The organism is Pantoea nemavictus (assembly GCF_037479095.1).
In the GTDB taxonomy this organism is placed as follows: Bacteria; Pseudomonadota; Gammaproteobacteria; order Enterobacterales; family Enterobacteriaceae; genus Pantoea; species Pantoea nemavictus.
Genome location: NZ_JBBGZW010000001.1, coordinates 1,878,734 through 1,892,179, shown reverse-complemented (window position 1 = coordinate 1,892,179; position 13,446 = coordinate 1,878,734). Strand labels below are relative to the sequence as shown.

12 protein-coding genes are annotated in these 13,446 nt (G+C 58.1%); 4 read left to right on the top strand and 8 right to left on the bottom strand.

Features of this window, described 5'->3' with window-relative positions:
- Positions 1–19 precede the first annotated feature (19 nt).
- Both WH298_RS08675 and WH298_RS08670 read left to right on the top strand, forming a co-directional pair.
- Positions 20–841, top strand: coding sequence for a M55 family metallopeptidase (locus WH298_RS08675; RefSeq protein WP_180822668.1), 822 nt, complete (start codon positions 20–22; stop codon positions 839–841).
- A gap of 163 nt (positions 842–1,004) precedes the next feature.
- On the top strand, positions 1,005–1,841 hold the full coding sequence (locus WH298_RS08670; RefSeq protein ID WP_180822667.1) for a fumarylacetoacetate hydrolase family protein: 837 nt from the start codon (positions 1,005–1,007) through the stop codon (positions 1,839–1,841).
- A 68-nt stretch (positions 1,842–1,909) separates the two neighbouring features.
- On the opposite strand, the gene WH298_RS08665 is transcribed toward WH298_RS08670, so the two are convergent.
- The 6 genes from WH298_RS08665 to WH298_RS08640 all read right to left on the bottom strand — a co-directional run bounded on the left by WH298_RS08665 (position 1,910) and on the right by WH298_RS08640 (position 8,624).
- Complete coding sequence (locus WH298_RS08665; protein ID WP_180822666.1) at positions 1,910–3,421, bottom strand: serine hydrolase domain-containing protein; 1,512 nt, start codon at positions 3,419–3,421, stop codon at positions 1,910–1,912.
- Complete coding sequence (locus tag WH298_RS08660) at positions 3,418–4,158, bottom strand: ABC transporter ATP-binding protein (RefSeq protein ID WP_049851984.1); 741 nt, start codon at positions 4,156–4,158, stop codon at positions 3,418–3,420. The genes WH298_RS08665 and WH298_RS08660 overlap by 4 nt, the downstream gene beginning before the upstream one ends.
- Positions 4,159–4,294: 136 nt before the next feature.
- Positions 4,295–5,122, bottom strand: a complete 828-nt coding sequence (locus tag WH298_RS08655; RefSeq protein WP_180822665.1) for an ABC transporter ATP-binding protein — start codon at positions 5,120–5,122, stop codon at positions 4,295–4,297.
- Positions 5,123–6,022, bottom strand: coding sequence for an ABC transporter permease (locus tag WH298_RS08650; RefSeq protein ID WP_007893731.1), 900 nt, complete (start codon positions 6,020–6,022; stop codon positions 5,123–5,125). It lies immediately after the preceding gene.
- The gene (locus WH298_RS08645) at positions 6,019–7,029 is read right to left on the bottom strand and encodes an ABC transporter permease (RefSeq protein ID WP_180822664.1); all 1,011 of its coding nucleotides are present in this window, start codon (positions 7,027–7,029) and stop codon (positions 6,019–6,021) included. Before WH298_RS08645 ends, WH298_RS08650 begins: the two co-directional genes overlap by 4 nt.
- Entirely contained in the window at positions 7,029–8,624 is a 1,596-nt protein-coding gene (locus WH298_RS08640; protein ID WP_180822663.1) for an ABC transporter substrate-binding protein, read from the bottom strand. The genes WH298_RS08645 and WH298_RS08640 overlap by 1 nt, the downstream gene beginning before the upstream one ends.
- 198 nt (positions 8,625–8,822) lie before the next feature.
- Here WH298_RS08640 and WH298_RS08635 point away from each other — a divergent pair, with 198 nt between their 5' ends.
- Together WH298_RS08635 and WH298_RS08630 are read left to right on the top strand one after the other, a co-directional pair.
- Positions 8,823–9,878, top strand: coding sequence for a dipeptidase (locus WH298_RS08635; protein WP_180822662.1), 1,056 nt, complete (start codon positions 8,823–8,825; stop codon positions 9,876–9,878).
- A 2-nt stretch (positions 9,879–9,880) separates the two neighbouring features.
- Entirely contained in the window at positions 9,881–10,789 is a 909-nt protein-coding gene (locus WH298_RS08630; RefSeq protein WP_007893746.1) for a LysR family transcriptional regulator, read from the top strand.
- Between the two features lie 105 nt (positions 10,790–10,894).
- Here the strand turns inward: WH298_RS08630 and WH298_RS08625 are convergent, their stop codons facing one another.
- Positions 10,895–12,247: an MFS transporter gene (locus WH298_RS08625; RefSeq protein ID WP_049851988.1), complete on the bottom strand. Its 1,353-nt coding sequence runs from the start codon at positions 12,245–12,247 to the stop codon at positions 10,895–10,897.
- 174 nt (positions 12,248–12,421) lie between these two features.
- Positions 12,422–13,324 carry a GntR family transcriptional regulator gene (locus WH298_RS08620; RefSeq protein ID WP_049851989.1) on the bottom strand — a complete coding sequence of 301 codons (903 nt, stop codon included), beginning with the start codon at positions 13,322–13,324 and terminating at the stop codon, positions 12,422–12,424.
- Positions 13,325–13,446 lie beyond the last annotated feature (122 nt).

The window sequence follows — 13,446 nt, the reverse complement described above, 5'->3', positions numbered from 1 at the left end:
CGGAACCCAAGATAACCTCATGAAAATATTCATCTCAGCCGATATCGAAGGCATTGCGGGCGTGATGCGCCCGGAACAGTGTTCACCCGGCCACGCGGAATACCAACTGGCGCGTGGATTGATGGAACAGGAAGTCAACGCCGCTATCGATGGCGCATTTGCCGGTGGTGCCACCGAAGTGGTGGTGGCTGACAGCCACGCGCAGATGACCAACCTGCGTGCGGAAAATATCGATCCACGTGCGCGCATGGTGCAGGGCAAACCGCGCGGTTTATCAATGGTGGAAGGCATCGAGCAGCAGCCGTTTGATGGCCTGTTCTTTATTGGCTATCACAGCGCGGCGGGCGAGCCTGGCGTGCTGGCGCACACCATTAACGGCCGCGCGTTCTGGCGTATTCACATCAACGGCAAGGTGATGGGCGAAAGCGACATTTATGCGGCAGCGGCGGCTGAACAGGGCACGCCGCTGTGGCTGGTGAGCGGTGACGATCAGCTTAAAGGCTGGATGGCTGAACACTATCCATCGGTGGATTACGTCTGCGTGAAACGCGCGATTTCGCACACTTGCGCGGAATCTATCAGTCCGCAGGCGGCGCAAAACGCCATTCGCGCAGCGGCGACCGCCGCCGTGCAGCGTAAACGGCAGGTCAGCACCACGCGCCTGAGCGCGCCTTATGATATGCAGCTGCAGGCCAGCAAACCGGTGCTGGCGGATCTGTTCAGCCTGATTCCCGGCGTGACGCGCATCGACGCGGTTACCGTCGGCTATCGCGCGGATGATATGAATACGCTGATTAGCCTGCTGAGCGCCTTCTCCTATCTGGCGAGCACGCAGTCTTAATTGAAATAATTTGCGCAATAAATTGCGCCGCTACATATATGTGCACGTACCGTAGCGGCGCAATTTATTGCGCGATTTTGATTATTGCATCAGCAGGTCGGTCCGCATTTCCTGCTGAATTTTGCTAACCTGCGCGCAATTTATATATAACAACGAGGCAGTCATGCAGCTCTGCAGTTTTTATCTTATTGACCAGCAAAGAAAAAGTTACGGTATTGTGCAGCAAGAGGGCGTGATTGATATCGGTTCGCGCCTCGGCGCTGACTGTCCGGATCTGAAAACTTTGCTGCAACGCGGCGCGTTGAGCGATCTCGATGCCTACCTTTCACAGCCAGTTGATCATCCGTTTAGCGCTATTCGCTTCCTGCCGGTGGTGGAAAATCCTGGCAAAGTGTTCTGCGTTGGCATGAACTACGCCGATAAACGCAAAGAGTTTGCCGAGACGATTGAAGCGCCAACGCTGTTTGTACGTTTCGCAGATTCGCTGGCGGCGCACGAACAGCCGCTGCTGAAACCGGCCACCACGCAAGAGTTTGATTACGAAGGCGAATTGGCGGTGATCATCGGTAAACCCGCCTATCAGGTGAAGGCCGCCGATGCGCTGCAACACGTTGCTGGCTACAGCTGCTTTATGGACGCCACGGTACGCGATATGCAGTTTACCTGGTTCACCGCCGGTAAAAACTGGCAGCAAACCGGTGGATTCGGTCCGTGGATGACCACTGCCGACGAGATCCCCGATCCGCAGCAGCTGGCGATTAAAACCTGGCTTAATCAGCGCGAAGTGCAGAACGATACCACCGCCAGCATGGTGCATCCGGTGGCGAAGATCATTGAGTACATTTCAGCGTTCAGCCCGCTGTCGCCGGGCGATGTGATCATCACCGGCTCTCCGGGCGGCGTCGGTAAAAAACGCACGCCACCGCTATTTATGTTCCCCGGCGATGAGATTGAAGTGGAAATCGAGAAAATCGGACGATTGCGTCACCGCGTGGCCTGAATGCGCAATAAATTGCGCCGCTACCAATACGTGCACATACCGTAGCGGCGCGATTCATCGCGCGGTGTTTAACGCCTAAACTTCACCACGCGGCTGCGGTTCAGCATTAACCGCAGCGAATCGCCTTCACGCGCAATCACAAAACGCTTCTCCCACGGCCCATCCTGCGCGGTGGCCAGTACGCGATCGCCGCCCAGCGACTGCAACCGGGCACGAATGGCTGCCGGGCCGATGCCCATAATTAGGCTGTCGTCCTCAATCACCAACTCGCTGCGCCACTGCGGCGCCAACCAGCGGCCTTGCAGATTATCGAGGCTGGCCCGATCGGCCTGCACCGGCACAAAACGTCGTGCGGCATGACCGATTTCACCCACAATCGCCGCGCCATCATGGCGTAACTGCAGCGGGAAGGTGCTGGAGAGCGACACCGCATCGCCATGCGCATCGTCACGCCACAACGTTTCACCGGCGCCGAGCCAGGTGGCCGTCACGCCGTTGATCTCCAGCCAGTCGGCCGCGTTTTCCGCCACGTACAGCCCCGGCGTTAAATCGTGTCCTTTCTCCGGCAATTCGCGCTTAAGCAGCGCCGCCATCACGCGCAACACGCTTTCCGAGGTGGTGACATCTTCGCGATTGGCGACCAGCGCCACGCCAAGTTTTAACTCCGGATGCAGCAGGAAATAGCTCTTATAGCCTGCATGCGAACCGCCGTGGCCAAACAGCGTCTGGCTGCCAAGCGTCGAGCTGGTGATGCCCAAACCGTAACCGCTGGTGCGGCCATCGTTGAGATTGCGCGGCGCAGTCAGGCGCTGCAGCACGCCCGCGCCCGGTCCGCTATCGGCCAGCAGGCTCTGCAGCCAGCGCGTCAAATGGTTCAGACTGCCGGTCACGCTACCCGAAGCAGAAAGATGTAAACCGGCGCTGGCAAGCTGCCAGCGTGCGCCGTTTTGCCAGTAACCCGGCACTAAACCTGGCACGACATCAAACCAGCTTTCCGGCGCAATCAGGTTGATATCCAGCGGATCGCAGAGGTACTGCTGCAGCAGATCGTTGAAGCCCACGCCTTTGGCTTTTAACGCTTCTTCCACCAGCCGATAGCCGGTGTTGGTGTATGAGATTTCGCTGCCGGGCGCATAGTTGAGCTCGCCTTCACGCGCGATAAAATCCAATAGGTCGGCGGCGCTCGTCGCGTTGTACACCGACAATCCCAGCAGCGATAAGGTTTCGCGCACGTCCGGCAAGCCGCTGCTCATATCCAGCGCCTGACCAACGGTAATCTGCCCGTTGGCGCCGCTGAGCTGCGGCAGATGCTGCGCCAGCGTGTCATCAAGCTGCAGATAGCGGCGGCCGGGTCCCGTCACTAAAGCGGCAAAGATATGTTTGGTGATGGAGGCGAAACGCACCACGCTGTCGGCGCTAAACGGCGTTTGCTGCGCCAAATCGGCCAAGCCGGCGCAGTGGGTTGAGTGAATCTGCTGCGCATCAAACAGCACGATTGCGCCGCCCGGTGCGCCAGGCTGTTGCCAGCTTTCAGTGATCTGTTGTGCGACCTGCGCGGCGTGTTGCCAGTTAGCGGTCATGCCGGTTCCTCCAGCGTCATGCTGAGATCGAAAAGTTGGGCGGTATGCGGATGCTGGATGCGCCGCGCACGCAAATCGTCGGCGCTCAGCTGCTCCACCATCTCACCATTCTGCATCACGCCAATGCGCTGACACAGGTGCGTTACCACCGCGAGGTTATGCGTCACCATAATGTAGGTGAGTTTGCGCTCGCTGCGTAGATCGCTGAGTAAATTGAGGATTTCGGCCTGCACCGACACATCCAGCGCTGAAGTCGGCTCATCCAGCAGCAGCACTTCCGGTTCGGCGATCAGTGCGCGGGCAATCGCTACGCGCTGACGCTGGCCACCCGACAGCTGATGCGGATAGCGAAAACGTACTGCCGCCGGTAAACCGACTTCGCTTAATGCCTGGCTGATGCGCTGTTCGGCGCGATCGAGCTGATGCACCAGCAGCGGTTCGTGCAGGATACGATCGATGGTTTGACGCGGATGCAGCGAACCAAACGGGTCCTGAAACACCATCTGCACCTGGCGATAGAAGGCGCGGCTGCGTTTGGCGCTGAGCTGCATGCCGCCAAACAGCATGCTGCCTTGCCAGTCAGCATTCAGCCCGGCGAGGGCGCGCAGAATAGTGGATTTGCCCGAGCCGCTTTCACCGACCAGGCCAAAGCTTTCGCCATTGCCAACTGCAAAGCTGACGTCTTTCACCGCCGTGTGCGCACCGAAGTTGATGCGCAGGTTATCGATTTGAATCATGGGATGCCTGTATTCGTTTTACATACACCATTTCGTAGCGGCGCAATTTATTGCGCAATGTCGGGATGGGGCACGGTGTCGCCATCAAAATGCGCGATAAATCGCGCCGCTACGGATATGTGCGGCTTTAAATGTTCTAGTCCCGCCATGCGGCATCGCGCTGCAATACGGGTAAACGCTCACGCGGATGGCGCAGCGAGGGCAAGCAGGCCAGCAAACCGCGCGTATACGGATGTTGCGCCTGCTGCAGTTGCCCGGCATCCAACAGCTCGACGATGCGACCGGCGTACATCACCGCCACGCGATCGCAGAAGTGCGACACCAGCGGCAGATCGTGGCTAATCAGGATCAGCCCCATGCCGCGCGCTGACACCAGCTCGTCAATCAACTTGAGGATCTCGGCTTGCACCGTGGCATCCAGCGCGCTGGTGGGTTCATCGGCGATCAGCAGTTCCGGATCGGGCGCCAGCATCATGGCAATCATCACGCGCTGCCCCATGCCGCCAGACACTTCATGCGGATAGCGTTTCGCCACGGCGGCCGGATCGCGAATCTTCACCTGTTCCAGCAGCGCAATCGCTGCCTGCATCGCTGCTTTATGGCTGCCGCCTTTGTGCTCGCGCCAGGCTTCGGCAATCTGCTGGCCAATGGTCATCACCGGATTGAGCGAATATTTCGGGTCCTGCAGGATAAAACCGACGCGCTTGCCGCGAATTTTACGCAGCACTTTTTCGCTGGCACCGCGCAGATCGATGCCATCAAAGCGCAGTACGTCGGCGCTGACCTCGGCATTGCCCGGCAGCAACTGCATCAGGCTGCGCGCGGTCAACGATTTGCCAGAGCCACTTTCGCCAACGATGGCGAACTTCTCGCGGCCCACGCTAAAACTCACGCCGCGCACCGCTTCAAAGGTCTCGGTGCGTGAACGGAAGGCGATGCGCAGATTTTCAATTTCCACCAACATTTAGCGCTCCTTAGGATCCAGCACGTCGCGCAGACCGTCGCCGAGAAAGTTGAATGCCAGCGACGTCAGGAAAATCGCGATGCAGGGCATTAAGGGCACCCACCATTCGCTGAACAGGAAGCGACGCGCAGTGGCGATCATCGTGCCCCATTCCGGTGAGGGCGGCTGCGCGCCCATGCCGAGAAAGCCCAGGCTGGCGGCAGTAATGATGATGGAACTCATATCCAGCGTGATGCGTACAATCAGGCTCGGCACGCACAGCGGCATGATATGGCGCAGAATGATGCGCAGCGGCGAGGCGCCAGTCAGACGGCTGGCAGCGATAAAGTCGCTGTGGCGGAACTGCAGGGTTTCGGCGCGCGCCAGGCGCGCATACGGCGGCCACGAGGTGAGGGCAATCGCTAAAATCGCACTCTCCACGCCCGGTTTCAGTGCGGCAACAAAGGCCAGCGCCAAAATCAAACGCGGGAAGGCGAGGAAAATATCGGTAATGCGCATCAGTGCTTTATCGATGAAGCCGCCGGCGTAACCGGCGATGCAGCCGATCAGCAGGCCGAGCGGCGCGGTGAGCAGCACCACAGCGATTACCATGCCGAGAGTAGTGCGGCCGCCGTAGATAATACGCGTCCAGACATCGCGCCCCAGCTCATCGGTGCCGAGCCAGTGCGCGGCAGAAGGCGCAGCGAGGCGGTTTTCCAGATGCTGCGCGCCGGGATCGAACGACGTCAGCCACGGTGCAAACAGCGCCAGAAACAGCATCACGCTAATCACCAGCAGGCCGGCCATCGCCAGGGGATTGCTGCGCAGGCTTAGCCACAGGCGATAACGCCGGCCCCACACCGCCTGGCGACGGTTGGCTGGCGTGTCGTCGAGCAGCCAGTCACGAGAGAAGAAGATCATTTTACGCGCGGGTCCCAAAGTCGATAGAGAAGGTCAGCCAGCTGGTTGAGCAGCACATACACGGTGCCGACCAGCAACGTCGCGCCAACCACCGGATTCATGTCGGCGTTCATCAGCGAGGTGGTGAGATATTGGCCGAGGCCAGGCCAGGCGAAGACGTTTTCCGTCACCACCGCGCCCTCGAGCAAGCCGGCGTAGGTCAGCGCCAGCACCGTCACCAGCTGCACCGCCACGGTGGGAAACGCATGGCGCCAGATGACCCGGCGTGACGACAACCCTTTGGCGCGCGCGGTGATCACGAACTCGCCGCTCAACGCGTTGAGCATAAAGGTGCGCGTCATACGCGTGATGTAGGCCATGCTGAAATAGGCCAGGATCAGCACCGGCTGCGCCATGTGCGCCAGCGCATCCCAGAAGGCGTCAACTTCACCCGCCAGCAGCGAGTCGATGGTGAGGAAACCGGTAACCTGCGGCACCATATCCTGCCAGATGATGTCCTGCCGTCCGGGGCCGGGCGCAATGCCGAGCACCGCGTAGAACACCAGCAGGCTCAGCAGCGCCAGCACGAACACCGGCAGCGAATGGCCGGCAAGACAGATCACGCGAATGGTTTGGTCGACCCACGAACTCTGGCGTACCGCCGCCCACACGCCGAGCGGAATGCCAATCAACGCCGCGATGATGATGGCGGCCGTTGCCAGCTCCATGGTGGCAGGGAAGAAGCGCGCGATATCGGTGCTCACCGGATTGGAGGTGAGGATCGATTTACCGAGATCGCCATGCAGCAGTTGATTGAGGTAGTGACCAAACTGCACGTAAAGGGGCTGATCCAGCCCCATTTCCACCCGTACGCGCTCCACGACCGATTGCGGTGCGTTATCGCCGACCGCCGCCAGCACCGGATCGGTGGGCATGACGCGGCCGATGAAAAAGGTCAAAACCGACAGGCCAAACAGCGTCAGCACCAGGCTTCCCAGGGTGCTGACGATTCTCTTCAGTAACGGCATCAGGCTTTTTTCACCTGCGCATACGGCCACTGCTCCAGCACGGTCATGTGTACATCAGCCAGCGCTTTGCTGGTGGCCACATTTTTGGTCTTCTGCATCATGAAAATGAACGGACTTTTTTCACGCCCCAGTTGCTGAATTTGCTGGTAGAGGGCAATACGTTTAGCCGGATCGGGCTCGTGCAGCGCCTGCTCGGTCAGTTTGTTGAACGCTTCATCTGACCAGCTGCAGCGCCATGCCAGGGTACGCGCACGCGCGTTATCGCTGTTATCGGTGTTGACGCAGAAGGCTTCGGTGTTGGAGTTGGGATCAAAGTAATCGGCGCCCCACACGGTCAACGCCAGCTGATGCTGACGTGCACGCATTTTGGTCAGCACCTGACGGTTTTCGGCGGCAATCAATGACACTTTGATGCCAATCGCGCCCAGCTGGGTTTGAATTGCCTGCGCAATGTCCGGATACGGCTGCATCGAGTAGTGATCGAGGGTGATTTCGAAGCCGTCCGGATAACCGGCTTCGGCCAGCAGCGCTTTGGCTTTTGCCAGATCTTTATGGAATGGCGTATCGTCCAGCGCCGCCGGGAAACCGCTCGGCAGGAAACTCTGATGGGTGACAAAACTCATCGACAGAATGTTTTTCTGAATGCTGTCGTAATCCAGTGCCCACTTCAGCGCCTGCCACACCTGCGGCTTTTTCAGGTACTGATTATTGGTGTTGCACGACATCAGCATGATGGCCGACAGCGATTGATTCACCAGCGCCACGCTGCTGTCGTTTTTCACCTGCAGCAACTGTTCGGTGGTGAGGTCATACGCCGCATCGACATCGCCTTTTTTCAGCATCAGCGCCTGCGCCGCCGGGTCAGCGATATGTTTGAGGATCACGCGTTTGATTTTGCTCTGCGCGGCATATTGCGGGCTGAGTTCCAGAATCACCGTTTCGCTGGCATTCCAGGTGCGCAGGGTGAAAGCCCCGGATCCGGCGCTGTGCTGCTTCAGCCAGCCGTTGCCAAAATCGTTGTTCTGCTGATTCGCCAGGCAGGCTTTCTTCGACACGATGCTGCCGACGGTGGCGGACAGGCAATACAGCAGGAAGGTTTCTGCCGCTGGCGCACCGAGTTTCATCTCCACGGTGTGTGCATCTTTGGCGGTGATCAGCTGCGTCACGTTGTCTTTGGTAAAGCCGAACTGGTTGATAATGAACGCCGGGCTCTTATCCAGCTTGACGATACGTTCAATCGAGAACGCCACATCTTCCGCGGTGAGCGGCGAACCATCGGCGAACGTCGCTGCCGGATCGAGATGGAAGGTATAAGTGCCGTTATCGCTGCTGACGTCCCAGCTTTGCGCCAACTGACCAATCACTTTGTCGGCTTGTTGCGGATCGGGCGTGACTAAACGTTGATACAGGTTGCCGCAGATCTGGCCGCCGGTGGCTTCGAAGCTTTCATGCGGATCGAGGCTGGTGATGTTATCGAGCTGCATCGCGATGACCAGCATGCTGGGTGGCGTGGCGGCAAAGGTGGAATTCAGGCTGAGGTAGGAAACAACAGGTACAGCAGTGCATCCTGCAAGAAAACGTCTTCTGGTAACCATGTAAACTCCCAACTAATTGATAATTAAAATAAAAAATTGTTATTTGATTGTTTTTTGTCTTGACTTTCCTCCTGTGCGGGAGGATTAATACCGGCTCTAAGCCTTTTGTTTCACGCGTCGATGCTCGCCCTTTTTTGGTGCAATTTGCTCCGCCAGCAGGCAGTACCGCGCTTTGCCACGAACAGGGAACTGACCAACATGTCTGACTCGATTACCCTCGATATTCCGGTCTTTGACGGCCATAACGATGTGCTGAATAAGCTGTGGCAGCACCATCAGCCGGACGCGGTTAATGTCTTTTTCACTGGCAGCAAAAGCGGCCAAATGGACTTCCCGCGTATCCGTCAGGGAAATATGTTAGGTGGCATTTTCGCCACCTGGGTGCCGTCCCATCCTCTGATTGCAAGAAGTGCGCCAGACCTCGCAGATTTTCCTCAGGAAATTATCAATTCAGCGCGTGACGCCACTTTTTCCATGCTGGCGCTGCTGCTGCGTATTGAGCAGGCATCGAACGGGCAGGTGAAGATTTGCCGCAGCGTGCGCGATATCCGCCACTGCATGGAAAACAAGGTGTTAGCGGTGGTGATGCACGTGGAAGGCGCGGAAGCGCTGGATAGCAACGGTGAGCTGCTGGATATCTTGTACGCCAGCGGGTTACGTACGCTGGGGCCGCTGTGGAGTCGTCCGAATCAGTTCGGCGACGGCGTGCCGTTCCTCTATCCCTCGTCGCCGGATGTCGGCAACGGTCTGACGGCAGCGGGCAAGCAGCTGGTGCGCGACTGTAATCGCCGCCGCATCATGGTCGATCTGTCGCATATGGATGAGAAAGGCTTCTGGCACACCGCAGAGATCAGCGATGCACCGCTGGTGGCGAGCCACTCCAACGCGCATGTGCTAAGCGCGCAGTCGCGTAATCTCACCGATCGTCAGCTGGCAGCGATTGCCGAAACCAACGGCTTTGTCGGGGTTAACTTTGCAGTGCCATTCCTGCGTGAAGATGGCGATCGCCATGCGCCAACCGGCGTTGATGCCATCGTGCGTCATGTTGAGTATCTGCTGGAAAAAGTGGGGGAAGATGGCGTCGGATTTGGTTCGGACCTTGATGGCGCAACCATGCCGGGCGACCTGAAAGACGTAGCCGGATTCCCGCTGCTGGTGCAGGCGCTGGCGGCGCGCGGCTATTCGCGCGCGCTGCTGGAGAAGATTTGCCACGGCAACTGGCTGCGCGTACTTGAAGCCACCTGGGGCGAATAATCATGCGGCTGCGGCATATTGAAGTGTTTCAGGCAATAGTGCAGACCGGCAGCATCAGTGCGGCGGCTCGCCTGCTTAATGTGTCGCAGCCGAATGTCAGCCGGGTGCTGAATCACGCCGAGCAGCAGCTCGGTTTTGCGCTGTTTGAACGGCGCGCGCAGGGCATGATCGTCACCGCAGAAGGGCGGCGCTTACTGCCGGAAGTGGAAGATATCTACCAACGTTTACAGGCAATTACCCAACTAACCGAACAGCTGCGGCGCGGCGAAGGACAAACGGTGCGCGTCGGGGCTGCGCACGCGTTTGGTCAGATGGTACTGGCGCCGGCGCTGGTGAACTGGCGGCAGCAGGCGGCGTCGGTCAGCGTCGAGTTGGTTACCGAGCACTTCAGCACCTTATGCCGCATGATCATGGAGAATCAGCTCGATTTCGCGCTAGTGTTCGGCCAGCAGGTTGAAGCCGATTTACTGGCAGAGCCGCTGTTTCAGTCTTCGATGGTAGCGTTGCTGCCGCGCGATCACACGCATCATGAGCCGGTAACGCTGGAGTGGCTGTGCGCCAATAATCTGCTGATGATGCAGAATCAGGATCCGCTCGGCCGGGTGCTGCACCGCGCGCTGCGTGATAAGGGGCTGAATCCTGCGGTATCGCTGTCGATCAAAACCTATTCGGTGATTGCCGATATGGTGCTGGCGGGCGGCGGCGTGGGGATTGTCGATCTGTTTACCGCCTGCCGTTATGCCAACCAGCTCAAGCTGCTGCCGGTGGCGCAGCCGCTGCCGTTTGAGGTGATGTTAATCAGTCGCCGCGATCAGCCGCAGTCGCAATCGACGCTGCAGCTGAAACAGGTGATTCGTAACAAGCTGTGGGAGATCGCGCGCCAGTGTGAATCGCAGTTTTTCACGCGCTGAATCTGTAGCGGCGCAATTTATTGCGCATTGCCCGAATGGGCACTTTGCGGTCATCGACATGCGCGATAAATCGCGCCGCTACGGCATGTGCGGCGCTTTGCTGAATCAAATCCCATCCGTAATCGGTTTACGCACCAGCAGCAAATAGGCCAGCGCACCCACCACCGTGACGGCGGCGCAAATCATCAATGCCAGGCTAAATGACTTGGTGGTATCCAGCACCCAGCCAGTAATCACCGGCGCGAACGAGGCGAAGACAAAGCTGGCGAAGTTCTGGATGCTGCCGACTGACGCCGTCATGCGCGCCGTAACGTTGGCGTGAATCAAACCCCAGCAGGACGTCCCGGCAAAGTGGATGCAGAACAGCGCCATACCAATTAGCGTCACCGCGCTGGTGGTGTCGGTGGCGCGAGTCACAAACGCGGTAAACGCGGCGGACAGCAACATGCCGCTGACGATGGAAATTTTACGCACCTTCACCGCATCATGACCACGACGTACCAGCGCATCGACCACATAACCGTTCAGCAGCATGCCCGCCGCGCCGAACAGGAACGGAATCGCCGCCAGTAAACCGGTGCTTTTCAGATCCAGGTTGTAAGTCGATTGCAGGTAGCCCGGCAGCCAGGCGATATACAGCCATGCGGTGTAGTTGATGCCGCTGAAGCCAATCATCATGCCCCACATGGTGCGCTGCTTGAACAGCCCGCGCCACTCGGCAAAACTCAGCGGCTCCTTGCGTGATGCCACGCTACCCGCCTGCAGATAGTGAATCTCTTCACCGCTCAGTGTGTTGTTATCGCGGTCGCGATACATCAGATACCAGCCAACAGCGAGGAACATGCCCAGCACGCCGATGGTGATAAACATGCCGCGCCAGCCCATTACCATCATCATTGCCGCCAGAATCGGTGGCGCGATGGATAAACCAATCATCGAGGCAGCATTAAACATGCCCATCGGCATGCCGCGATCTTTGATGTTGAACCAATCGTTAATCACCTTCACGCCGCACGGATTCATCGGCGCTTCACCGATACCCAACCCGATACGCACCAAAATAAACTGGGTGAAGTTATGCACTAAACCGGCAGCCGCCTGGAACAGCGACCAGAAGAACATGCCAATCGCCAGCATGATGCGCGGCCCTTTGCGATCCAGCAGCGCGCCGCAGGGGAGCTGCGCTAAGCCGTAAGCCAGTGAGAACGCCGAGAGCAGTAAACCAATTTCGGTCGCGGATAAACCCAGCTCGCCGCGAATCGTCATGTTGGCGACGGAGAGTGAACTGCGGTCAAGATAGTTAATCATGGCGGCAAACAGCAGCAGCAACATGGCGGTAATTTGAATCTTTTTGAGGCGCGGCGAGCGCACCACGTCACTACGTGCCGGGATAAAATCTTGCCCGTCTGCAGCGGGTTGTGGCGCGTTTTCGCGGCCACGAGCCGAAGTATTTTCCATTGCGACCTCCCGGATCTGGGTACTTATCGTTATGCGTTTGTATGGGATCCTGTGGCAGCGAAACGGTGCTGCCCCAACGGATTGACTTCGAGACTAGAAGCATTCAGATCGGGATGTTGCGGAGTTGTTTCAGATTCGTGCGGGAGCTAATGCTTTGTGGTTTTTAATCGGTTTTTAATTGTACTGGCGGATCGATCGGATCATCGAGGTTTTGGCGGTGCCGAGATGGTTGTGCAGGGCACACAGCGCTTCCACATCCTGGCGGCTAATCAGCGCGGTGAGAATCGCCATATGCTCCTCAAGTGCCACAATATTGCGCTGCTTAAGATCGGTTTCATCCCACTGATAATGCGAGTGAAAAATCACTGAAATGATCTCCAGCGATTGATTAAAAAACGGATTGTTGGCGGCCGAGAGAATCAGCGTGTGCATCTCTTTATCCAGCGCGGCGAAGTGGCGGTAATTGCTGGCGATGGTGTCGCGCATCGAACGGTGGCGATCGAGCAGGTCACGCGCCTGCATCCAGCGCTCATCCTGCGAAGGGAGATTGAGGAAGCGGGTCAGCGCGTGGGTTTCCAGCATTTCGCGCAGTTCAAACAGGTTTTCGGCATAAGTCTGATCAAACTTTTTCATGCGCCACTGGCCGCGTTTGACCGGCTCCAGCAGGTCATAGCGCATAAAACGCAGCAGAAATTCGCGCACCACAATCGGACTGACTTTCACCTGCTGCGCCAGCTGCAGCTCGCTAAAGGTGTCGCCCGGCATCAGTTGGCGCTGATTAATCAGATTGAAAAAGGTCTGTTCGAACTGTAGCGCCTGCTGATCGATCGGCGGCGTCAGGGCGTTAAAACCGTCTTCATCGCTGGGATCGCGCACAATCACGTAGGTTTCATCCACCTTCTCCAGCACGCCGCGCTCATGCAGATGCTGCAGCGTGTGGCGCACCGTGGTGCGGCTGATGTTGAACATTTCGGCCAGCGCCGCCTGCGGTGGCAGCGGCGAACGGATGTGCCGTTTGGCGATGCCCTCCAGCATTTGGTTAATGACGTTTTGGCGAAGGTTCTGGCTGCGGCTCATGCGTGTCTCCGGTTTTTTATCTATTAAAAACCATACAAAGCCCAAAAAAAGCGCCTGGCTTCACACTTCCCCTAACGCAAAAAGTCGTCGTCGGCGATTTTCGCCATAACTGCGACAACAGC